The 21,068-nt window shown below is 64.3% G+C and carries 20 protein-coding genes, 1 tRNA gene and 1 pseudogene; 12 read left to right on the forward strand and 10 right to left on the reverse strand.

Going from position 1 to position 21,068, the window contains the following annotated elements:
• Together AC0L3P_RS37225 and AC0L3P_RS37230 are read right to left on the reverse strand one after the other, a co-directional pair.
• Positions 1-548: Hpt domain-containing protein (locus AC0L3P_RS37225; RefSeq protein WP_473309068.1), on the reverse strand; the 548-nt coding region annotated here is incomplete at its 3' end.
• A 426-nt stretch (positions 549-974) separates the two neighbouring features.
• Positions 975-1,456: pseudogene (locus AC0L3P_RS37230) on the reverse strand (response regulator).
• 574 nt (positions 1,457-2,030) lie between these two features.
• Here AC0L3P_RS37230 and AC0L3P_RS37235 point away from each other — a divergent pair.
• From AC0L3P_RS37235 to AC0L3P_RS37245, 3 genes are all read left to right on the forward strand, one after another.
• The gene (locus AC0L3P_RS37235; RefSeq protein WP_275174499.1) at positions 2,031-2,729 is read left to right on the forward strand and encodes a Crp/Fnr family transcriptional regulator; all 699 of its coding nucleotides are present in this window, start codon (positions 2,031-2,033) and stop codon (positions 2,727-2,729) included.
• 157 nt (positions 2,730-2,886) lie between these two features.
• The gene (locus AC0L3P_RS37240; RefSeq protein WP_473309069.1) at positions 2,887-3,264 is read left to right on the forward strand and encodes an Hpt domain-containing protein; all 378 of its coding nucleotides are present in this window, start codon (positions 2,887-2,889) and stop codon (positions 3,262-3,264) included.
• A 161-nt stretch (positions 3,265-3,425) separates the two neighbouring features.
• A complete protein-coding gene (locus tag AC0L3P_RS37245) occupies positions 3,426-3,674 on the forward strand; it encodes a hypothetical protein (RefSeq protein ID WP_275174496.1) in 249 nt (82 codons plus the stop codon).
• Positions 3,675-3,712: 38 nt separating this feature from the next.
• On the opposite strand, the gene AC0L3P_RS37250 is transcribed toward AC0L3P_RS37245, so the two are convergent.
• Positions 3,713-4,336: a helix-turn-helix transcriptional regulator gene (locus tag AC0L3P_RS37250; protein WP_473309070.1), complete on the reverse strand. Its 624-nt coding sequence runs from the start codon at positions 4,334-4,336 to the stop codon at positions 3,713-3,715.
• A gap of 340 nt (positions 4,337-4,676) precedes the next feature.
• On the opposite strand from AC0L3P_RS37250, the gene AC0L3P_RS37255 reads away from it, so the two are divergent.
• Positions 4,677-5,840, forward strand: coding sequence for a hypothetical protein (locus AC0L3P_RS37255; protein WP_473309071.1), 1,164 nt, complete (start codon positions 4,677-4,679; stop codon positions 5,838-5,840).
• Positions 5,841-6,386: 546 nt separating this feature from the next.
• A complete protein-coding gene (locus AC0L3P_RS37260; protein ID WP_275174493.1) occupies positions 6,387-7,595 on the forward strand; it encodes an EAL domain-containing response regulator in 1,209 nt (402 codons plus the stop codon).
• 20 nt (positions 7,596-7,615) lie between these two features.
• Here the strand turns inward: AC0L3P_RS37260 and AC0L3P_RS37265 are convergent, their stop codons facing one another.
• A complete protein-coding gene (locus AC0L3P_RS37265) occupies positions 7,616-8,470 on the reverse strand; it encodes an NAD(P)H-dependent oxidoreductase (RefSeq protein WP_473309072.1) in 855 nt (284 codons plus the stop codon).
• A 93-nt stretch (positions 8,471-8,563) separates the two neighbouring features.
• On the opposite strand from AC0L3P_RS37265, the gene AC0L3P_RS37270 reads away from it, so the two are divergent.
• Entirely contained in the window at positions 8,564-9,499 is a 936-nt protein-coding gene (locus AC0L3P_RS37270) for a LysR family transcriptional regulator (protein ID WP_473309073.1), read from the forward strand.
• An 18-nt stretch (positions 9,500-9,517) separates the two neighbouring features.
• Here AC0L3P_RS37270 and AC0L3P_RS37275 read toward each other — a convergent pair whose 3' ends face one another.
• The 3 genes from AC0L3P_RS37275 to AC0L3P_RS37285 form a co-directional block, all read right to left on the reverse strand.
• Positions 9,518-10,378, reverse strand: a complete 861-nt coding sequence (locus tag AC0L3P_RS37275; protein WP_473309074.1) for a DMT family transporter — start codon at positions 10,376-10,378, stop codon at positions 9,518-9,520.
• Positions 10,379-10,630: 252 nt separating this feature from the next.
• Positions 10,631-11,611: a Bug family tripartite tricarboxylate transporter substrate binding protein gene (locus AC0L3P_RS37280; protein ID WP_473309075.1), complete on the reverse strand. Its 981-nt coding sequence runs from the start codon at positions 11,609-11,611 to the stop codon at positions 10,631-10,633.
• Positions 11,612-11,720: 109 nt separating this feature from the next.
• Positions 11,721-13,361, reverse strand: coding sequence for an FAD-dependent oxidoreductase (locus AC0L3P_RS37285; RefSeq protein ID WP_473309076.1), 1,641 nt, complete (start codon positions 13,359-13,361; stop codon positions 11,721-11,723).
• A 113-nt stretch (positions 13,362-13,474) separates the two neighbouring features.
• On the opposite strand from AC0L3P_RS37285, the gene AC0L3P_RS37290 reads away from it, so the two are divergent.
• A complete protein-coding gene (locus tag AC0L3P_RS37290; protein WP_473309077.1) occupies positions 13,475-14,386 on the forward strand; it encodes a LysR family transcriptional regulator in 912 nt (303 codons plus the stop codon).
• A 44-nt stretch (positions 14,387-14,430) separates the two neighbouring features.
• On the opposite strand, the gene AC0L3P_RS37295 is transcribed toward AC0L3P_RS37290, so the two are convergent.
• Together AC0L3P_RS37295 and AC0L3P_RS37300 are read right to left on the reverse strand one after the other, a co-directional pair.
• Positions 14,431-14,520 (reverse strand) — tRNA-Ser (locus AC0L3P_RS37295).
• A gap of 525 nt (positions 14,521-15,045) precedes the next feature.
• Positions 15,046-16,173, reverse strand: a complete 1,128-nt coding sequence (locus AC0L3P_RS37300) for an ROK family protein (protein ID WP_473309078.1) — start codon at positions 16,171-16,173, stop codon at positions 15,046-15,048.
• 333 nt (positions 16,174-16,506) lie between these two features.
• Here AC0L3P_RS37300 and rplU point away from each other — a divergent pair, with 333 nt between their 5' ends.
• The 3 genes from rplU to AC0L3P_RS37315 all read left to right on the forward strand — a co-directional run bounded on the left by rplU (position 16,507) and on the right by AC0L3P_RS37315 (position 18,014).
• Positions 16,507-16,899 (forward strand): 50S ribosomal protein L21, encoded by a 393-nt coding sequence (gene rplU, locus AC0L3P_RS37305; protein ID WP_027566432.1) that lies wholly within the window; start codon positions 16,507-16,509, stop codon positions 16,897-16,899.
• Positions 16,900-16,996: 97 nt separating this feature from the next.
• Positions 16,997-17,266 carry a 50S ribosomal protein L27 gene (gene rpmA / locus AC0L3P_RS37310; RefSeq protein WP_007598923.1) on the forward strand — a complete coding sequence of 90 codons (270 nt, stop codon included), beginning with the start codon at positions 16,997-16,999 and terminating at the stop codon, positions 17,264-17,266.
• 154 nt (positions 17,267-17,420) lie between these two features.
• Positions 17,421-18,014, forward strand: coding sequence for a GNAT family N-acetyltransferase (locus AC0L3P_RS37315; protein ID WP_473309079.1), 594 nt, complete (start codon positions 17,421-17,423; stop codon positions 18,012-18,014).
• 159 nt (positions 18,015-18,173) lie between these two features.
• Here AC0L3P_RS37315 and AC0L3P_RS37320 read toward each other — a convergent pair whose 3' ends face one another.
• The gene (locus tag AC0L3P_RS37320) at positions 18,174-19,088 is read right to left on the reverse strand and encodes a DMT family transporter (RefSeq protein ID WP_473309080.1); all 915 of its coding nucleotides are present in this window, start codon (positions 19,086-19,088) and stop codon (positions 18,174-18,176) included.
• Positions 19,089-19,358: 270 nt separating this feature from the next.
• On the opposite strand from AC0L3P_RS37320, the gene AC0L3P_RS37325 reads away from it, so the two are divergent.
• Together AC0L3P_RS37325 and obgE are read left to right on the forward strand one after the other, a co-directional pair.
• Positions 19,359-19,838, forward strand: a complete 480-nt coding sequence (locus AC0L3P_RS37325) for a MaoC family dehydratase (RefSeq protein ID WP_473309081.1) — start codon at positions 19,359-19,361, stop codon at positions 19,836-19,838.
• A 101-nt stretch (positions 19,839-19,939) separates the two neighbouring features.
• Positions 19,940-20,980, forward strand: a complete 1,041-nt coding sequence (gene obgE, locus AC0L3P_RS37330; RefSeq protein ID WP_354201498.1) for a GTPase ObgE — start codon at positions 19,940-19,942, stop codon at positions 20,978-20,980.
• Positions 20,981-21,068 lie beyond the last annotated feature (88 nt).

Below are 21,068 nucleotides of genomic sequence, written 5' to 3' on the forward strand. Positions count from 1 at the left end.
GCGCGCTCGAGCTCGTCGAGCGAGACTTCGCCCGGACGCAGCGGACGCTCCAGGCTCTGGTCGGCCAGCACGCCGGGGGTCGGCGCGGCTTCAACGGCGACAGGCGCGTCCGGCACCAGCGGCGGCGCTTCAGCCACGGGAGCAGCGGCCGCACCTGCGGCCATTGCGGCCATGCCCTGCTCGACCATCGCTTCCAGCTTGTCGATGAGATCGCGGTCGGTGCCCTCGGGCTCGGCTTCGGTCGCCTCCAGCCCGGCCAGAATTTCCTTGATGCGGTCGATCGAGGACAGGATCACCGTCACCGCCTGCCCGGTCACCGGCATGCCGTCACGGAATTTGCCCATCAGCGTCTCGCCGGCATGCGCCAGCGCTTCAAGTCGCGGCAATCCGAGGAAGCCGCACGTGCCCTTGATGGTGTGGACCAGACGGAAGATGTTATCCAGGATCTTGGCGTTGTTCGGCTCCTGCTCGAACTTCACCAGCTGATTGTCCACGGTGTCCAGGCTCTCGCTGGTTTCCGTCAAAAACTCCCGCAACAGATCATCCATGAGCTACGCCTTACTGACCTGGATCTGAACCTCGACGCCCGAGCCGCGCTTGGCATGAACGGAAGTCCCCGCTTTGGATCGTTAGACATCCCCTTTCACGGTCCCGTTAATTTCATCCTCCGTGCTAATACGGATATTGAAGACAAGTTTGCCGTTCGACCGCATGCGACAGCGTTTTTCGGCAAAACCAGCACCACGCCGCAACGGCGAGACGCGTTAGGTGAACGTGCCGATAACAGCGGGACCAGGCGCGCGGGAAAGCCCTGCTTGTAAAGGACGATATGCGCGGTCTTCGCGGAATTGTATGGAGCCGCCTGCAATCCGGAGCGGTCTCGCCACTTTCGCTTGGTGCTTTGCCGAGATACGCAAGACCCGCATTCGCGGTAAACGAACGGTTACCCGCGTCCACTGCGGCCGGTGCCGACGCTAACCCAGGCGCGCGGCCGAGGCAAGGTCGCGGTGGGAACTGTGCTCCGCGAGGCAATCGTTGATCGCGGCGAGCAGCGCGTGCGGCGTGAACGGCTTGCGCAGACAGCGCGCCGCACCGAGCTCCAGCGCCATCCGGAGGAAATCGGGAGCTGGCGAATTCAGATTTGCGAACGCGTAGCCGGACATCGCGATCAGCGGAACGGCCGGGGCCCGCTCGTGGAAGATCCGGACCGATTCGAACCCGCGCATGTGCGGCATGAAGATATCGATGATCATCAGGTCGAACTGTTGGTGTTCGAGCGCGCGAAGTCCGGCTTCCCCTCCTTCGGCGATCGTCACCCGAAAATGTTGCGCTGGAGATAGATCTCGATGGCCATGCAGACCATCGGGTCGTCGTCGACGACGAGGATATGGCGCAGACCTTCTGTCCCAGCTTGAGCTTCCAGAATCGGCGATTCAATAATTGAACCGTGGCGCACGCCATGCTCCTTTGCTCGAGAAGTGGACTATTGAGAACGTCCTTGGCGGAGCAGGGAAGGCGACTGACGCGGCGCGAATGCAGTGCTTCCGGTCATGAAGGCCCGCTTGCCGCTTTTACCTGCACAAGCTCGCAGGGCTGGCGCGCCGGCTCATGAGCCAATCAGCGTGCCATTCTCATTTCCGCCGCAAATGGCCGAGCTTGTCTGCGCCCCAACGGGTATACGCCGGGCGACACAACCTTTATAATGAAGTTTGCTGCCGCACAACCGGATGACCGATCGGACGCGGCGCGGATCACTTCGGAACCCAGCGGATCAACCATGACCGCGACCGCCCTCTGAGCCGATGCCAGTCGACCGATCTGGATCTGCTGGGACACCAGCTCGGTACCTTGGAAATGGTCAGGGAATCTGTCTTGGCGAAGCGACGTGCCGCGGCGCTGACTGCGATCGGACAACTTGTCTCAATTGCCAATATATCCCGAGGGGAACATGATGGAACTTACCCGGACGGCAAGCAGTTTCGGGTGCTGCGGCCCGCTGGTCCGGGAGACGGGAGGCGACTTTGGAAACGATCGTGCGTTCCTCCAACGGTTTCCTGTCCGCGCTGTCGGCAGACGATTATGAGTTGATCCGCCCGCACCTGCGTACGTGCGATCTGCCGCATGACGCGGTGCTGGTCGAGACCGGCGAAACGCTCAAGCGCGCCTACTTTCCCCATCGCGGCGTCATCTCGCTGGTGGTGGAACTCGCCAGGGGCGAGCACGTGCAAGTCGCCATGATCGGCCGCGACAGCCTGCTCGGAACGCTCTCGACCATGGGCGATGCCTGCGCGCTGAACACGGCCATCGTGCTGGTTCCCGGCTCCGCCTCGATGATGGACCTCGACCGGCTGCGCATCGCGGCCGACCAGAGCGGTACCCTGCGGACGCTGCTCACGCGTCACGGACTGGCGGTCTACGCGCAGGTGCAGCAGACCGCGGGCTGCAACGCCGCCCATCCGGTGGAGTCGCGGCTGTCGCGCTGCCTGCTGCACACCCATGACCTCTCCGGCGACTACCGGCTGCTGCTGACCCAGGAAGCGATGGCGCAGATGATCGGCGCTCGGCGGAACAGCGTGTCGCTGGTCGCCAATACCTTGCAGCAGGCGAATTTCATCAACTACAGCCGCGGGCACATCCAGATCCTCAACCTGGACGGCCTGCGCCAGACGGCGTGCGAATGCTACGCCACCGTGAAGGCGCAGTATGACCGGCTGCTCGGCCCGCGCTGACTGGTGCTGCGGCGTGGTAAACCGGCCGCTAATTCCGGCCCGCAAACACGGAATGTCCTGCTACCGGAACTGAAATCCAGATGCCGTAGACACGGACGTGCCGCCCGCGCCTGTATGGGCCGGCGGCCAACGATCCGTGATCAAGGCAGGCCAAACCATGTTCGAAGTCACCGTCGCGCCTGCGCAGACAGCGCTTGATGCCGAGCCCGCGCGCGAGCCGGGCGCGTACCAGGCGCTGGTGCGGGAGATCGGCGAGGACGGTGCTTGCGAAGTGCGCGACGTGTTCTGGAGCGAGACCTGCGCACGCCTGCAATCGTTCCGCACGCTCTCGCTCGCGCAGCACCCTGGCAGGATCGCGCGCGAAGCGCATTCGCTGAAGAGCGCGGCCGGAACGTTCGGCTATGTCAGGCTCGCGATGCTGGCGCTGCGGCTGGAGACGACCGCGGCGAGGCTCGGCGACGCCGGCTTTCGCGACCTCCTGGATTTGATGGACGCGGCCTACGCCGCCGCGCGTGCGCAGGAGCCGGCGGGCTAGATTCCTATTTGACGCGTTTTCTTCACGCGAACCGGTATCCACTTCAGGCGAAAATGCTCTAGCCACTCACGCGTGCATCCCCGCCGTACTTCTACGGCTTGGGATTTTCACAGATGGCTAATCATAGGCAGCGATAGTCGCCGGAAACCAGGAGGGTTTCCATGTTCACCTACGAGACCGCGGACCAGAAAGAAGTTCGCCGCTTCCGCATCGCACAGTTCAACGGCCGGATGGCGACGGTGGCCGCTGGCGAGGAGACGGTGACGGGCTTCGTGCGTTCGGTGCTGGAGCAGGAATCGAGCATGCCGCCCCGCTGGACCATCACGATCATTCCCAACGCGCCGAAGGAAGAGCTCAAGCCGCTGCGGCCCTCGTCGCGCGCGCGTCCCTTCGCCGAAGATTATTTCTGAGCGCGATCGAGCTGGCGGGCGGCCCGACGCAAGAACCTTCAGTCGATCAAGTGCAGCAGCGCCGCACGGACGAGGTCCGCAGTGTTGCGCGCACCGAGCTTCCGCATTGCCTCGGCGCGATGGCTCTCGAAGGTGCGCGGGCTGATCTGCATCCGAAGCGCCCCCTGCTTGTTCGAATAACCCTCGCTGATCAGCCTCAGCACCTCGCGCTCGCGCTTGGTCAGCCGCTTCTGGCCTGACAGGCCGAGCACTTCGGCGCTCGGCACGCGCTGCGGCTGTGGCGCACGCGCGAGCTTCAATTCGGCGTCCTCGACCCTGGACGCGATCGGCAGGCCACCCGTGTGAGAACCGGCAAGCTGTTTGACGAGGCCACAAACCCGCTCGGTCTGCACCAGCGCATTCTCCACGACCCGCTGCAAATAGGCACGGTCGCCCGTCACCGGCGCGAGCTGATCGCTGTGATGCTTGATCTCGCCCATGTAGAGCAGGAGCGCCGTGAGGGGACCGTTGAGCTCGCGGGCGATGGCGGCGGCCATTTCGTCGGCCGCCCTGGCGCGGGCGGCGTTCAAGCGGACGACATCGAGCTCTTCAATTGGAGCGGCGTTGCTTTCGTACCATTCCGACGGCCGCGAATCAGTGGCCGTATCATTCTGTGACCCCATGTCACTCGTTTAGCGGAACCCAACGGGGTCTGTGGTTAACTTTTTGCTCCGTAAGACTACGGTGAATTTGGCAGCTTTGTGCTGAAACTCCGGCACAGGCACACTTTGTGCTAGAGGGCCAACCTCCCTCAGCATTCTTAGGTTGCTGAACCTGCTCAAATGGTAGGCGGGTCAGCCGAAGCCTTCGTAACGACCCGATCCGCGCCGATGACCCGCCGCCCCGGATTTTACGGATATATTAACGGCGGCTTGCTTCTCTATGTCGCAATTGAGAGCGCGCAAATGCCTCCATGCATGCGGCCGATAGGCCTGCTGGAATCGTTGCGGAAGATTGCGTGCCATGAACGAGATCGACCAGCTATCGGACTTCTTGCAGAAGCTGACGCCGCTGTCGCGCAGCTGCCTGCTCAGCGAGCTCGAACGGCTGGAGCTGTGCGGCATCGACATGCCGGGCTCATCCGAGCTCCAATCGCGGCTGCGGGCCGAATTTCGCAAGGACGGATCGAGCCAGGCGCGCGCCACCAGTCCCTCGCGCCATTTCTTTGCGCCGCTCGAGCTGCTTCTGATCGACGGCGCGCCCGAGCATGCCAATATGGGGCGGATCTCGCGCAACACCCTCACCCCGATCTGGGAGTGGATCTGCCGCGACCTGCTGCCGACCATGGCGCGCGACTACATCAAGGCGATCAACGACCAGGTCGCCGCCAACAACCAGAAGGAAGTGCTGAAGATCGCATCGACCTTCCAGACCAAGGTCGTCAAGGTTCTCGAGAGCACCCTCGCATCGGCAGAGAGCACCGAGTTCGCGCGCGGCAAGCTCGCGCAATACACGGCATCGCGCACCGCTTTCGACGACGTGAAGAAGATGCAACATGTGCTGCGCGCCGGCGCCGCGCTGCCGAAGTTCAATGAAAAGCTGCCCGAGAAGATCGCGAAATTCGACGACGGCCAGGTTGATCAGATCACCGCACGATTGGACGCCTTCAAGAAGGCTCATCCCGAGGCGCTGCCGTTTGCGCTGACGCTGGTGGCGAGGCGGCTGAAGACGTTCTGGCAATTGGTGCGCCTTGCCACCAAGGCCGCCGCGAGCAAGAGCGCCGCAGATGTCGCCGCCACGCCCTATGCCTGCGTCGTTCACATGGTGCTCGACCAACTCGACGACAGGCGCCTCGCCTTGCGCATCGCGCTCCGGCACAACCGGGTGCTGATTGCGCGCGACCTGCTCACCGAGATCTACGACACCGAATATGCGCTCAAGGTGCGGATCGACGGCATCGAGCAGTGTGAGTGGGGCATTCGGCTGCAGCAACTGATGGACGCGATCGCGGCGCTGGTGTCCGCCGAGGTGAGCCGCTTTCCCTCCAATGTCGGCCACATTCTCGGCTCGCGCCGGCTGCGCAGCCACGACACGCTCGGTGGAAAGCTGTCCTATCTGGCCTGGAAGGGACGCGATGTGATCGAGGACGGCGCGGCCGCGTTGCGCAAGCTGATCGGCCAAACCTGATCCCGCGCTAATGCGCGCGCGGCAGGCACAGGAAGCGATCGAGAAATCGCCCTGACAGCACGAACCTGAACCACCAATACATTATTCGCCGCGACGTCATTGCTGCGATCCTCGACAGCCCACCACCGGCTTGCCCGAAGCAATAGCGCAAGTGCAGCAATTCGCTTGTGATGTGCTTCACACGGGCGCCAGCGCGCACCGACGCATTGTCGCAGAACCGTCACGAGCGAACCGGGAAAAATGCGCGCACCGCGGGCAATTGAGGCGCTCCGTTATTGAATTTGGCGAGGCACGCGAGGCGTGGTCCAATTGCAGGACAGTGCGCGTGCTTGCAGCCGCACTGCAGGTCGCGAAATCTCCAGTGATTGCCGCAACCCATCGCCCGATGCGCGAACAGACGTAAAAACATCTCGAACGAGACCGGGACAATTTTAGACATGATGGGTGCTTTAACGTTACCCAGATAATTCGACAATCGACTGAAGCCTTCCATATTTGAAACTGCTCACGTCGCTAACACACCGGCACGGAACGGGAGTGCTTGCGATGAACGACGAAATTGTAGAACTCGCCGAACGAAGGCCGAAGACCTTCGGACGGCGAAAGGTGAAGCCGCGCGCATGCGTGGCCGACGGCAAGCGCCATCTGCGCGCGTTTCTCGCAGAGGTGCTGGAGGATCTCGGCTTCGTCACCACCGAATGCGCCAGCGCCGAGGAGCTGCAGAGCGTGCTGACGAGCGAATTGCCCGACCTGATCCTGCTCGGCATCGCCGCCGATGGCATCGAGCCCGGCAAATTTCTCGAGACGCTGGTGCGCGAGGCCTTCGACGGCAGGGTTCTGACTGTCGGCGCCCGCGAGTCGATCATCGTCAGGGCCGTGCAGCAGGTCGGCGAGGAATACGGCCTCAAGATGCTGCCGCCGCTGACCACGCCGTTTGCCGCGGAGACGCTGCGCGAGCGCGTCGCGATGCTGTTGCCCGAGGAGCCGGCGCCGAGCCCAGCCGTGCATGTCGGCGAGGCCTTGCATGCCGGCTGGCTCGAGCTGTGGTACCAGCCCAAGATCGACGCGCGCACGCTGATCCGCAGTAGCGCCGAGGCGCTGGTGCGGATGCGGCATCCGACCTGGGGCGTGGTGCCGCCGGCCTATTTCATCCCCGAAGAGCACGACCCGAATCTGCGCGACCTCTCCGAATTCGTGATCGAGCGCGCCATGCAGGACTGGCACTATCTGCTGGAGCAGCAGAGCCCGGTCGATCTCGCGATCAACCTGCCGTCGTCCTATCTGAAGGAGCCGCAGGCCGTGCGCGATCTCTGCCGCCGCATGCCGACGCATCCGGCGTTCGGCGGGCTGACGATCGAGATCGACAGCGAGGAGGCGATCCGCGACCTCGATCTCCTGGTCGAGGTCGCCCGCGAACTGCGTCTGCACAATATCGGCCTGTCGATCGACAATCTCGGCGCCAACTGGCCGTCGCTGATGGACCTCGGAAAAATTCCCTTCATCAAGCTGAAGGCCGACCGGCACTTCGTCACCGGCAGCGGCACTGATCGCCTCAAGCGCACGGTGTGCCGCCACATCGTCGAGCTCTCACATGGCTATGGCGTGCGCGCCGTCGCCGAGGGCGTCGAGAGCCGCGCCGACCTCGTCGCCGCCAACGAACTCGGCTTCGACCTGGTGCAGGGTTTTCTGTTCGGCAAGCCGATGCCGCTGAAGAAATTTGCGCGGAGCACGCTGACGCGGACGGTGATGGGGTGATGTCATGCGCGGGCGGCGGATTACGCCGTTGCCGCGCAATCCTCCGTCGCCGAGCGCATGGAGCTCGGCTCACCATTGGGGCTGTGTGCCTCGGCCTGCTCGACGTGAAGCGCGAAGCCGCTCGCGCCGGAATGCTCGAGTCCCGCGCGGAGCTGCATGCTCGGAATCAGGTAATCGCCGCCATTCTGGCGCCGATAAGGAATCGGCGATGTCGTCGCAAGCGTTCTCATCCTCTCGCGCAAGCGTTCGGCAGTCGCCTGGAAACCGGCTTCGTCCAGTTTGTCGGCCTTGTAGACAACGAACGGCGGAAGCACGTCATATCCCGGATAATAGAGGATGCCGTGATTGATGGGGAACAGCAGGTCGTCGATCGGCCCGTTGATCCCGCGCGCCGAATAATGCTCCTGCCAGCCGCCGGCGGTCACGATCAGCATCGCGCGTTTGCCCGCTAGCCTGCCTTCGCCGTAACGGTCGCCCCACCGCTTGTCGCTGTGCTCGCCGACGCCATAGGCGAAACCGTAGGCGAACACGCGGTCGACCCAGCCCTTGAGGATGGCCGGCATGCTGAACCACCACAGCGGGAATTGCAGGATCAGGACGTCCGCCCACAGCAGCTTCTCGATCTCGGCGTTGACGTCCGCAGTGAGCGTGCCCGACTCGAACGCCTGCTTGGAGGCGGCGGCCGGCGCCAGCCGCGCGTCCGGCGGCAGCAGCGGAAAGTCGGCGCGACCGATTTCGGATGTCCAGCCCTGGGCGTAAAGGTCTGACATCCGCACGTCATGGCCCTGGGCCTCGAGTTCGCTGACAGCGACGTCGCGGAGCGAGCCATTGAGGGAGCGCGGCTCGGGATGAGCGAAGACGATCAACACTTTCATGATCAGCTCCTTGGTTGATGATTTCGAGCCACCAGGTAGCGTGCACGGCTGCAATTCGGTAGTTGTCGCCGATGGATAGGATCATGCCGAAATATGGATAGATCGGACGTTACGCTCGAACGCATGCGCAGCTTCGTGCGGGTCGCCGAGCGCGGCAGCCTGTCCGCGGTCGCGCGCGAGCTTGGTCTCGGCCAGTCGACAGTGACGCGGCATCTTCGGGAACTGGAGCAGGCCGTCGGCGTGCCGCTGCTCACGCGGACCACGCGCAGCGTGACGATGACGGAGGAGGGGCGCCGCTACTACGCCGACTGCGTGCAGATCCTGCGCCTGGTCGAACTGGCGGTCGACGAGGCGCGCAGCACGCGCGGCGCGCCGGCCGGAACGGTGCGCGTCTCCTGCACCGCGGCCTTCGGTGTGCTCCATGTCAGTCGTTTCGTGTTCGCGTTCCAGGACCGCTATCCTGACGTGGCGGTTGATCTCAGCCTGACCGACGAGCGGATCGACCTGGTGCGGGAAGGTGTCGATATCGCGCTGCGCCTGGGGCCGCTCCCCGACAGCTCGATGAAGCTCAGGCTGCTTGGTCAGTCGCGGCGGGTGCTTGTGGCCGCACCGGACTATCTGGCTTCGCGCGGCAGGCCGACGCGCCCGCAAGATCTCGCCGGCCACGAAGGTGTCAGGATGTCGAACATCGCCGGCAGCGACGTGCTCGTGCTGCACGGGCGGCGCGGCGGCCGCCATGTGGTCCCGTTCGCAGGGCGGCTGCGGGTGGATCACGGGCTTGCCGCACGCGAGGCGCTCGCGGCCGGTCGTGGCATTGCGCCGGCCCATCTTTGGCTCGTCGACGACCTGCTTGCCTCAGGCCAACTTGAGCACGTGCTTCAAGACTACGCGCCGCCTTCCGTTCCGCTCAACATGCTGATTGTCCCGGAGCGATCCGGCATCGCGCGGGTACGGCTGCTGATCGATTTTCTCGCCGGGCGGATCGCCCAGCTGCCGGGGATTGAAAATCCGCAGCCGGGCAAGAACTAAGGCCGCATCAATTCGGCCTCAGGCAAACCGCTGCGCGAAGAACACGCAGGCGACCACCAGCGCGGTCGCCACGATCATGGTCCAGGCCACCGGTTCGTGCAGAAGCAGGCCTGCAAGCGCGAGACCGAAGAACGGCTGGAGCTGCTGCAACTGGCCGACACGGGCGATGCCGCCGATCGCGAGCCCGCGATACCAGAAGATGAAACCGACGAACATGCTGAAGACCGAGACGTAGGCGAGCCCGATCCAGGCGGGCACGCTGATGCCGCTCCATGTCGGCGGCCAGGTTAGAATCGCGACCGGCAGCATCAGCGGCAGCGACAGCAGCAGCGCCCAGGAGATCACCTGCCAGCCGCCGAGCCGGCGCGACAGCGCGGCGCCTTCGGCATAGCCGAGCCCGCACAGCACGATCGCCGCGACCATCAGGAGATCGCCGGTGAGCGATGCGGTGCCGTCGTTGGACAGCGCAAAGCCCGCGACAGTGGCGCTGCCGAGAACAGCGAACAGCCAGAACATCGGCTGCGGCCGCTCGCCGCCGCGCAGCACGCCAAAGATCGCGGTCGACAGCGGCAACAGCCCGATGAAGACGATCGAATGCGCCGAGGTAATGTGCTGGAGCGCAAGCGCCGTCAATAAGGGAAAGCCGACCACGACGCCGATGGCGACGATGGCGAGCGAGACGAGATCCCCGCGCGCCGGCCGCGCCTGACGGAGCAGGCCGAGCACGGCCACACCGATCAGTGCCGCGATGACCGCGCGCACCGAGGTCAGGAACAGCGCGGAGAACCCGCCGACCGCCACGCGCGTCGCCGGCAGCGAGCCGCTGAAGATGATGACGCCAAGAAGCCCGTTGCCCCAGCCGGTGGCGGAAGATTGCATGCCCGTTTGCCTTGTGGGTGGTGATCCGAACTGGCGAGGCCAGCCGGGGTGGCGTGACGAATACCTGCAAGCCTTCCAAGGCCCAACAACAAAAAGCGCGAAAACAACCCCATGCACAGTAGCCGGGGGCTGCAAAATCAATGACTTACGCGGGGGCGGAATCGCCTGCCTAGACCGCGATCGTGATGCGGCGGGTGCTGAGGGCGAGCCGGGGATGACCGTCGACGAGCAACGGGGCTACGCAGACGATACTTAATTCGCCTTGATGCCCGCTTCACTGATCAGCTTGCCCCATTTCGAGCTTTCGCTTTGGATGAAGCGGCTGAACTGCTCGGGCGAGGTCGGTGCAGGCTCTGCGCCAAGCGTCCGGATCTTCTCGACCACCGACGGGTCCTTCAGGGCTTTTCCGAAGGCTTCGTTCAACCGGCCGACGATATCGGCTGGCGTGTCGGCCGGAGCAACCAGCCCGAACCAGCCAACGGATTCGAAACCCGCAATCCCGCTCTCGGCTAGTGTCGGCACATCGGGCAAGGACGACAGACGCTGCGCAGACGACACACCGATGGCGTTGAGCTTGCCTTCGAGGATCAGTTGCCTCGATGCGGGGATATCCAGTACCGCGAAGGGGACATGGCCTGCGAGAACGTCGACCGTCGCCGGCGCGGTCCCGCGATAGGGGACCAGCTCCATGGCGATCGCGGTCTTCTGCGTGAACAGTGCTGCGGTCAAGTGCATGGCTGTCGAATTGCCGCCATGTCCGATCGACAACGCGCCCGGCTTAGCCTTGGCGAGCGCGATCGTTTCCGCGACCGTATGCGCCGGCACGTTCGCTGACGCAACCAGCACGAAGGGAATTTCCGCGAGCAGGGTGATCGGCGCAAGATCCTTCGGATCGAACGGCATCGACGAATTGAGATGCGGATTCACCGTCAGGCTGCCTGCCGGCGCGACGCCGAGCGTATAGCCATCAGGCTTGGCCTGCGCGACCGCGGCCATGCCGATGTTGCCTCCAGCACCCGCGCGGTTCTCGATCACGAGACCCTGTTTGAGCTCGGCAATGACCAGCGGTTCGAGCGCGCGGATGACGGTATCGGCGCTGCCGCCGGGCGGAAAGGTCACGATGATCTTGATCAATTGCTCGGGATAGGCCGCTCGGCCCGCCTCCAGCGGCAACACGGCGAAACTCGCGGCCGTCAGCACGGCCAAAATGCGGCGGCTTACAACGTGAAACACGTTTCCCTCCCCGGTGCGTTCTTGTTTGTGAACCACGCCTTTGTGAACTACGACTTTGTAAACCACGTCCTGACGGACTTCGCCGCGAGACCGTCCGCTTCAAATCGCCTTACGCCGAAGCGCCAGTAATGCGCGTCAGCAAGCCTTGTGGGTCCGCCGGCGCGGCCTGCCCGCGCCAGGCGATGTGCTGATCGGGCCGCGCCAGCACAAGCTTCTCGGCATACGCGCCGTTCGCTTCGTCCGGCGCGATGTCGAGCAGCGCGAGCGGAATGCCGCGCTGCTCTGCGGCAGACTTCAATGGCGCCACATCGATCGCCGGATCGAACCGCAGCAAAGTGTAGCCGGCGCCGAAGGCATCGTAGAGCGATCGCCCGTCCCGCAGAAACAGGTGCGGCGCGCGAGCGCCGGGCACGGTGGAGGGCGTGAAGCTGCCCATCGCGTAGGCCGGCGGCGTCTCGCCGTCATAGACGATGATCGGCGAGGCATCGTAATAGTAGCCGAAGTTCAATCCGGCACAGCAATATTGCTGAACGTTGAGATCGTAGGCCGCCCTCGCCAGCGCTGCGCGCGCCGCGTGGCCGCGCGGCGTGTCGTGCTCGATCTCCGCGGAGACTCCGCCACGCTGCGCCATCATCTTCATCGCATGGTCCATGGCAAAGCGCGACACCTGTTCGGTGATGGGCTGACGCTCCGCCTCGTAGGCATCGAGGATCGAAGCCGGCGCCCACCCGTTCAGATGCGCCGCCACCTGCCAGCACAGGTCGATGGCGTCCGCAATGCCCGCATTCATGCCGTAGCCCGCATACGGCATCCACAGATGCGCGGCGTCGCCGCAGATGAAGACCCTGCGGTCGCGGAAGCGATCGGCGACAAGCCGGCGGCCGACCCAGTCCTCCCTGCTGAGGACGCGGTATTCGAAACGCTCGTCGACGCCGAGAATGGCGCGGATCGCCCAGTCCCGATCGACCGAATCAAATTCGGGCTCGTCTGGCTTCAGGTGATTGTGGATCAGCCAGCGGTCACGACCGTCGATCGCCACCGTCGTGCCTGAGCGTCGCGGGTTGAGCGAGAGCACCATCCAGGCCGGCTTGTGCGCGCCCATCAGCTCCTTGAGCTGCGGCGCTTCGATGAAGGTCGATTGCACGCGCTGGATCACCGGCGTGCCGGACAGGTTGGCACCGATCGATTTGCGAACCAAGGAACGGCTGCCATCGCAACCGATCACAAAGGCAGCCTCGATGCGGAGCGAGCTTCCGCTGTCGAGGTCGCGCGCCAGTGCAACCACATGGTCGTCATTCTGCTCGATGTCCGTGATTTCCGTGCGCGCCAGAATGGTGATGCGCGACTGAGCGGCGGCATGGCTGAACAGGATCGGCTCGAGATAGACTTGGTTGATCCGGTGGGGCGGCTCCGGCGTCGGCCACCAGGTATCGGGGCCACCAGTGGCGCTGTAGCGGCGTGCGCGCGAGGGAATGTCGATGCGACACAGCTCGATGCCGGTCGCCGTGGTCCGGTAGGAGCAGTCGTTCGGGAAATCTGCGGGCAGGCCTGCGTCGCGCAGCTTTGCGGCGACGCCGAGCCGGCGGAAGATCTCCATCGAACGCGCCGAGACGTGATTGCATTTGACGCTGGGCGGATCGCCGGCATGGCGGATCTCCGCGACCACGACGTCGATCCCACGGGAAGCCAGATCCATCGCCGCGGTCAATCCGACGGGCCCGGCGCCCACCACCAGCACCTGTGTCCTCATGTTCGTTTCCGATCCCTTGGCGATCGTGGCCTCACCGTCCACGACATGCATTTTATTGCATGCTCGCTTATGTGATAAGCCGGAAAGAACTCATCAATTCATGAGCTTTACCTATGAACGTCACCTTGCGGCAATTGCAGGCCTTCACCGGCGTGTACCGCACGCGCAGCATCACGCGGGCCGCGCGCGAGCTGGGGATCACGCAATCGGCGGCGAGCCTGTTGATCCAGCAGCTCGAAGCGCAGCTTGGCGTCAAACTGTTCGATCGCTCCACTCGTTCGGTGCAGCCGACGCTGGCCGCTGACGAGGCAGTTCATGCCGCCGAACGCATGCTGGGCGATGCGCTGGGCCTGTCGCGGCGCATGCGCGACCTGGCGCAGGCGCGCGCCGGCCGGGTCGCGTTTCTCGCCTCAGCCGGTACCGCATCGGCGCTGCTGCCCTCGGTGCTCGCAAAATTCCGGGCAGGCTATCCCGATATCGAAATCGACATGCGCGATGTCGCCGCCGACGATCTCGTTCCGCGTCTGATCGCGACGGATGCGGAGTTCGCGATCGGCAGCGTCGAGGGAGAATTCGCGGAGCTGACGGTCGAGACGCTGACCCGCGGCCGCCTGAGCGCCATCGGCCGGCGCACCGCCGACTTCGCGGCACGCCGCTCGCTGACATGGGACGAGTTGGCTCAGATGCCCACGATCGCGATGCGGGGCGAGACGCGGATTCGCATGCAGATCGATCAGGCGCTGGGCACCCAGGGCAAGCACATCAACCCAACCTATGAAGTGACGCTGATCAACACCGCACTCGCCATGACGGCGCAGGGTCTCGGCCTCGCGATCCTTCCTGCGACGATGTTGCCGGCGGATCAATTTCCGACTCTGATCGCAAAGCCGCTGATACGTCCTGCCATCACCCGCCCGGTGTCGCTGCTGCAGCGCCAGGGGCGGACGTTGTCGCCAGCCGCGCAGGCGTTTGTGGCGACGGCGCGGACGGCGCTGGCGGAGCGAGAGCCGGCAAGATCAGACTGATCTGCCGAGCTTTCTGGAAGCCGTTTTATTGTGGCGGATGACGTTGGCGGAGAGGGAGGGATTCGAACCCCCGATAGGCTTGCACCTATGCCGCATTTCGAGTGCGGTGCATTCGACCACTCTGCCACCTCTCCTGAAGGCGCCAAGTAAGGAGCAGGGCCCCTGTGGTTCGGGCGTTAATAGGCGAGGATGGCGGGCCAGACAAGGCGCGGAAGACGAAAATCGGGCCGGTTTTGCGGCTGGGCCCCATGATGTCGCGGTGGTGATGGGGACGATCGCGGATTTCGGCGGCGGTTTGCGCGGAATTTGGTCTGGACCGTTCGCCGATGACCCGGCGCGAGGTCGAGCCGGTAGCATCGAGGCTCGAATCACTGGTGCCTGAAAAGGCGGGGTGGGACCGCCAGACGCGGTAAACACTGGCGGTCCCGTGCCGCTCATTGAAATACTGGCTGGGAAGGGCGGCTTCGCCGGCCAGGTGAGGCGACGGTTCCGACCGTAGCGTGCGGCCCGTGCACCGCAACGCAATCCGGTCCTTAACCTAACCAGTCAAGGTTACTCTGGAGCCGTTTCCGTTCCGATGGGATCGGAACGGGGCTCCAGATTCCTTTTTTGACGCGTTTTCTTCACGCGAACCGGTGTCCACTTCGCTCGAAAACGCTTCAGTCGCTCTTGGCTTTTTTCTTCCCGTTGCCCGTGGAATCCCCGTCTTTCTCCTTGCCGTTGTCCTTGCGGCGGTTGGTGAAGCGGGCATTGCCGAGCCCGGTGCCGATGGTGAGCACGCCCCAACGGTCGACGTCCTGCATGAACGGCACCTCGGAGAGGCCCTGAACCACGCCGTCATTGTGCATCAGGATCGCGGTGTCGTGCTCGCCGATCTGGGGAATGCCCTCGAGCAGGCTCGCCGGCAGGTTGAACTTGCTGCTCTCCCAATTGCCCGGCAGGTTCTGCGCGCCCTTCTCGATCGAGCCGTCCGCGTTGATCACGCCGGGACAGGCGATGCCGATGAACGGCGCCAGCTTGAAGCCTTCTTTCTCGGCCTCGGTGATCAGCCCCTTCAGCATCTTGGTGAGCCGCTTCACCGCGCCTTCGCGCGTCGGCTCGTCGTCGGCATGACGCCACAGCTCGGACTTCACGACCTTGGCTTTCGACAGGTCTTTTGCCTTCTTCCAGCTGGTCTCCACCAGGCCGCAGCGGATGTTGGTGCCGCCGATATCGACGGCGAGGATGCTGTCATGGGCCTCGAAGATCCAGGACGGCGCCAGATGCAGCGCGCCGATCAGGCCGGCTTCATCGGGGTGATGGCGGATCGGCACCATGTCCATCTTGAAACCCTCGGCCATGAGGATGATCTCGGTGCGCGCGATCGCGAGCTCGCCGAGCCTTGAATCGCGAAAACCGCCGCCGACCACGATGCGCTCGGTCTTGGCCCAGGCCTTGGACTTGAGGAAGCGGCGGGTGACGTAAGCGAGTTCCTGGGCGAAGTCCTCGATGGCGCTGTGCACCACTGCCCAGGCCTCGGTGTCGTCGCCGACCAGGATGGCGTCCAGGGTCTTCTTGCTGATCTCGTCCGACGGCTCCTTGCCGAACGGGTCCTCGCCGGACTTGCGCAGCGGCTTGCGCCAGCGCTCGAGAATCTCCCGGAACGCGCCCTTGCTGGCGCGGTCGCCGATGAAGCCGTCCTCGTCCTTCATCTCGATGTTGAAGCTGTCGATATCCACCGACGGCAACCGCTCGGCGCCGTGATGGGCGATGCCCGTCGTCGTCTTGACCAGCTCGTCTGTTGCCATGGTATGCCCCTTGCCCGTGTGACCGAATTCGCGGGGACAACGGCGGGGGAACCTGTTGGTTGCGGCGCGGTCCGAAATTCGCCCGCGGGGCCGGATCGGGTCCAAATGCTTCAAATCCGGGCCGTTTTCGCCGGCTTTCCTTGACTCCGTGCTGTCAGCGGCTATAAATCCCGCAACCGGCGCGGGGCGTTTCTCGCGCCGCTTGTTTTTGCGTGGGTTTTCAAAGGGATAACTCCCGCCCGCACAAAACTCGCATAAACCCATAACGACTGACAAAAAGCCGGCCCCGACGATATGTCGCGAGGCCGGGAATGAACACGAAGGAAAACAACGATGTTCGCAGTCATCAAAACCGGCGGCCGGCAGTACCGCGTCGTTCCGGATGATGTCCTGGAAGTAGGCAAGATCGAAGGCGAAGTCGGCTCGATCGTGCAGCTCAATGAAGTTCTCCTGGTCGGCGGCGACACGCCGATCCTGGGTCTGCCCACGGTCGCAGGCGCGTCCGTTGCGGTCGAGGTGCTCGACCACAAGCGCGGTCCCAAGGTCATCGCTTTCAAGAAGCGCCGCCGCAAGAACTCGCGCCGCAAGCGCGGCTATCGCGACGAGATCACCGTGCTGCGCATCTCGGAGATCCTGACGGACGGCGCCAAGCCCACCAAGGGGCCGCGTCCGAAGCGGGAGAAGGTCGTCAAGCCAGAGACCACGACCGAAGAGGCCGCCGCATAATTTGATCACGCATCATCACGAATTGATGCGTGAGAAATTGTGAAATGATTCCGTCAAGGAATTGATCTAGAAATACTCAGGATTTCGGAGACGAGCCATGGCTCACAAAAAAGCAGGCGGTTCATCGCGTAACGGTCGCGATTCCAAGGGCAAGCGCCTCGGGATCAAGGCGTTCGGCGGGGAAGTTGTGATTCCCGGCAACATCATTGCGCGTCAGCGCGGCACCACCTGGCATCCCGGCCTTAATGTCGGCATGGGCACGGACCACACCTTGTTCGCCAAGGTCGAAGGCCGCGTAACGTTCCAGGCCAAAGCCAACGGCCGCACCTTCATCTCGGTGCTCCCGCTCGCAGAGGCGGCTGAATAGACGGTGGATCAAATTTGGAGTCCGCCGGGTCCCAGACCGAACCGGCGGAGTCCTTGAGATCATAGAGATCGAAGGCTCCAGGGGAGGCGGGAAACCGGCCTCCCCTTTCGTTTGCGTGCTCACTTTTCACTTAGTGACTTCGACGGAGCCGGACATGTTGCAGGATTTCTCGAGCGTGACCTTGCGGGAGGCGAGACCCAGCGTCGTCGCCACCGAGCGGCTGACCTTGCGGCGGCCGACCCTCGCCGACGTCAGGACCATCGCCCTCCTCGCCAATGACCGTCGTGTCGCCGAAAACACAAGGCGCCTCCCGCATCCCTATTCGCAGGACGACGCCGTCGCCTTCATCCGCGCCACCGCCGCGCCCGGCGGCGAGACGGTGTTCCTGATCGAGCATGACAGCGGGCCCATCGGCATGGTCGGCATCGACTGCTCGACGCCCGACAATGCCGAGCTCGGCTATTGGCTCGGCGTCGAGCATTGGGGCCGGGGCTTTGCCACCGAGGCCGCGCGCGGCGCGATCGACTTCTTCTTCGAGGAGTTCGAGGACGATCATCTCTATGCAGGTGCGCGCGTCACCAACCCGGCCTCGCGCAACGTGCTGGAGAAGTGCGGCTTCCAGTGGAGCGGCGTCCAGCTGCATCGTTTCCTGGCACTGGGCTCGTCCACGCCCGTCGACTGCTTCCGCCTGTCACGCGGCGTGTGGGCGTCGCTGAAGAGCTGGAGCAGTGCGAGGCGGGTGAGGTAGGGCGGAGGCGGCGCCACACTCTCCGCCGTCGTCCCGGCGAAGGCCGGGACCCATAACCCCGAAACCGAATTTTGCGAAGGCTCCCACTCCGAGCCTTCGCCAAACTGCACCCTGTGGGTATGGGTCCCGGCCTCCGCCGGGACGACACCGTGACTGTGTTCACGCCGGCGGATTCACATCCACGTCCCCGCGCCCGAGATCGCGCTCACGCAGGTAAATATAGAACCCGGCGCCGATGATGATGGCGGCGCCGACGATGGTGGCGATTTCGGGCACGTCGCCGAACACGACGAAGCCGAAGATCACCGCCCAGACGATCATCGAATATTGATAGGGCACGACGACGCTGGCCGGTGCCAGCTTGAGCGAGCGGTTGACGCAGAACAGCGCCGTGACCGAGACGCATCCCGCCAGCGCGAAGATCACGAGGCTGCCTGATGTCGGCGGCACCCAGTGGAACGCCGACAGCACCGCGCCCAGCACAAACGTGCCGACGAATTGCGACGACGCCATCACAATATCCGGCGTCTTGCGCAGGCTGCGCGTGATCAGCATCAGCGTTGCGAAAGAAAGACTGCCGCCGAGTGCGATCAGCGCCGGCAGGCTCACGGTCTGTGCCGACGGCCGCAGCGCGATCAGGACGCCGCAGAAGCCGATCAGGATCGCCGTCCAGCGCCGCCAGCCGACTTTCTCGCCCAGGAAGACCGCCGACATCGCGGTGACGAAGATGGGGCCGGCGAGATAATAGGTGATGACGTCGGCGAGCGGCAGGTAGACCGTCGCAAGGAAGAAGGCCGCCACTTCCAGCGTCGACAACACGACGCGAAAGAGCTGGAGGCCCGGCCGCTCCAGATGCAGGAACTGGTGACGCTGCCGCCAGACCAGCGGCGACAGCAGCAGCAGCGCCGCGCAGGCGCGCAGGAACAGCAGCTGCCCCACCGAATAAGTCCCGACCAGGAACTTGCCCATGGCATCGCCGAACGAGAACATGAAGATCGACAGCACCATGAGCGCAATCCCGGCCAGCCGCGCCGAGCGTTCGTCATAGGCCGAGAGATTCTTGAAGAGAGGCATTGCTGTCGTTCGTGGAAACGCGTCATTGCGAGGAGCTCTTACGAAGCAATCCAGACTGTTTCCATGGAGACAGTCTGGATCGCTTCGCTTCGCTCGCAATGACGAGCGGAGAGAGCGTCGGGATGGCGACCGGAGTCGCTTGGGGTCGTTTTAATGACGTGAGCGCCCGCGACAAGCCCGCGCCAGCCGAATTGAACGGATTGCCGCAGTCTTCGCGTCGCGGTAGCGATAGGCGTCACCCGAACGAAAGAGCCAGGAAAGAGCCTCGCCATGACCGACTTCGACCCGGCCCGGCATCGCATGATCCCCGCGCAACGCTGGTTTGAGGATTTCGTGGTCGGCGAACGTTTCGTGCTGCCGAGCCGGACTCAGACCACGGCCGTGTTCGCGGCGTTCCAGACCGCGAGCGGCGATACTCATCCGGTGCATTACGATGTGGAGTATTGCCGCAGCCGCGGCATGCCGCATCTGCTCGCCCACGGATTCCAGACGCTGATCCACACCGCACCCGGCGCGGGCCTGTTTCCGTTCATGATCGAGGACTCCCTGGTCGGCTTCCTCGAGCAATCCAGCCGGTTCCTCAAGCCGGTGTTCGCCGATGACACAATCTATCCCGCGCTCGAGGTCATCGAGCTGGTGCCGGGACGCTCGACCGGCGCGGTGACGCTCAAAAGCACCGTGTTCAACCAGCGCAAGGAGCTGGTGCTGGAGGGCACGCAGAAATTCCTGATCCGGCGCCGGCCCAACTAACGTCGTGCCGGGGTTAAGCACGCCCCAAAATCGCGGAAATTCGGCCGATTTGCGGGTCTATCCGGGTTGCCGCGCGGGACCGGCTGGCCTACCTATGGCCCATGAAATTCCTTGACGAAGCAAAGGTCTATATCCGCTCCGGCGACGGCGGAAACGGCTGCGTGGCGTTCCGCCGCGAAAAATTCATTGAATTCGGCGGCCCCTCCGGCGGCAATGGCGGCCGCGGCGGCAATGTCATCATCGAGGTCGCCGACGGGCTGAACACGCTGATCGACTATCGCTACCAGCAGCACTTCAAGGCCCAGAAGGGCGAGAACGGCTCGGGCTCGGACCGCCATGGCGCCAACGGCAAGTCGATCGTGCTGAAGGTCCCGATCGGCACGCAGATCTTCGATGAAGATCGCGAGACCATGATCCACGATTTCACCACGGTCGGCGAAAAGTTCGTGCTGGCCGAAGGCGGCAATGGCGGCTTCGGCAACGCCCATTTCAAGACCTCGACCAACCGCGCGCCGCGCAATGCCAATCCCGGCCAGCCCGGCGAGGAGCGCTGGATCTGGCTGCGGCTGAAGCTGATCGCGGATGCCGGCCTCGTCGGCCTGCCCAATGCCGGCAAGTCGACCTTCCTCGCCAAGGTCAGCGCGGCCAAGCCGAAGATCGCCGACTATCCCTTCACCACGCTGCATCCGCAGCTCGGCGTCGTGAATGCCGACGGCCGCGAATTCGTGCTGGCCGACATCCCCGGCCTGATCGAAGGCGCGCATGAAGGCGTCGGTCTCGGCGACCGCTTCCTTGCCCATGTCGAGCGCTGCCGCGTGCTGCTGCATCTCATCGATGCGACCTGCGAGCACGCCGGCAAGGCCTACAAGACGGTGCGAACCGAGCTGGACGCCTATGCCGGGCAGCTCACCGACAAGATCGAGATCGTCGCGCTGAACAAGATCGACGCGGTCGAGCCGGACGAGTTGAAGAAGCAGAAGGAGCGGCTGAAGCGCGCCGCCAAGAAGACGCCGCTGCTGCTCTCCGCCGCCACCGGCGACGGCGTGCAGGAAGCGTTGCGCGCATTGGCGGATGTGATCGGCGAAAGCCCGGTCTCCGCCAAGGCGAAGAGCGCGGCCGAAGCGGAGCCGTGGTCGGTTTGATCTTTATCCCTGGGGGGGGGGGGGGGGGGGGGGGGGTGGGGGGGGGGGGGGGGGGGGGGGGGGGGGGGGGGGGGGGGGGGGGGGGGGG

This window comes from Bradyrhizobium sp. WSM4874 (assembly GCF_055811835.1).

What these genes read in the sequence shown, in the direction of transcription:
- AC0L3P_RS37250 (WP_473309070.1), bottom strand. Translation starts at nt 4,336, where the DNA reads ATGGGGTCACAGAATGATACGGCCACTGATTCGCGGCCGTCGGAATGG.
- AC0L3P_RS37260 (WP_275174493.1), top strand. Translation starts at nt 6,387, where the DNA reads ATGAACGACGAAATTGTAGAACTCGCCGAACGAAGGCCGAAGACCTTC.
- AC0L3P_RS37285 (WP_473309076.1), bottom strand. Translation starts at nt 13,361, where the DNA reads ATGAGGACACAGGTGCTGGTGGTGGGCGCCGGGCCCGTCGGATTGACC.
- AC0L3P_RS37255 (WP_473309071.1), top strand. Translation starts at nt 4,677, where the DNA reads ATGAACGAGATCGACCAGCTATCGGACTTCTTGCAGAAGCTGACGCCG.
- obgE (WP_354201498.1), top strand. Translation starts at nt 19,940, where the DNA reads ATGAAATTCCTTGACGAAGCAAAGGTCTATATCCGCTCCGGCGACGGC.
- AC0L3P_RS37275 (WP_473309074.1), bottom strand. Translation starts at nt 10,378, where the DNA reads ATGCAATCTTCCGCCACCGGCTGGGGCAACGGGCTTCTTGGCGTCATC.
- rpmA (WP_007598923.1), top strand. Translation starts at nt 16,997, where the DNA reads ATGGCTCACAAAAAAGCAGGCGGTTCATCGCGTAACGGTCGCGATTCC.
- AC0L3P_RS37300 (WP_473309078.1), bottom strand. Translation starts at nt 16,173, where the DNA reads ATGGCAACAGACGAGCTGGTCAAGACGACGACGGGCATCGCCCATCAC.
- AC0L3P_RS37320 (WP_473309080.1), bottom strand. Translation starts at nt 19,088, where the DNA reads ATGCCTCTCTTCAAGAATCTCTCGGCCTATGACGAACGCTCGGCGCGG.
- AC0L3P_RS37245 (WP_275174496.1), top strand. Translation starts at nt 3,426, where the DNA reads ATGTTCACCTACGAGACCGCGGACCAGAAAGAAGTTCGCCGCTTCCGC.
- AC0L3P_RS37325 (WP_473309081.1), top strand. Translation starts at nt 19,359, where the DNA reads ATGACCGACTTCGACCCGGCCCGGCATCGCATGATCCCCGCGCAACGC.
- AC0L3P_RS37290 (WP_473309077.1), top strand. Translation starts at nt 13,475, where the DNA reads ATGAACGTCACCTTGCGGCAATTGCAGGCCTTCACCGGCGTGTACCGC.
- rplU (WP_027566432.1), top strand. Translation starts at nt 16,507, where the DNA reads ATGTTCGCAGTCATCAAAACCGGCGGCCGGCAGTACCGCGTCGTTCCG.
- AC0L3P_RS37270 (WP_473309073.1), top strand. Translation starts at nt 8,564, where the DNA reads ATGGATAGATCGGACGTTACGCTCGAACGCATGCGCAGCTTCGTGCGG.
- AC0L3P_RS37265 (WP_473309072.1), bottom strand. Translation starts at nt 8,470, where the DNA reads ATGAAAGTGTTGATCGTCTTCGCTCATCCCGAGCCGCGCTCCCTCAAT.
- AC0L3P_RS37240 (WP_473309069.1), top strand. Translation starts at nt 2,887, where the DNA reads ATGTTCGAAGTCACCGTCGCGCCTGCGCAGACAGCGCTTGATGCCGAG.
- AC0L3P_RS37315 (WP_473309079.1), top strand. Translation starts at nt 17,421, where the DNA reads ATGTTGCAGGATTTCTCGAGCGTGACCTTGCGGGAGGCGAGACCCAGC.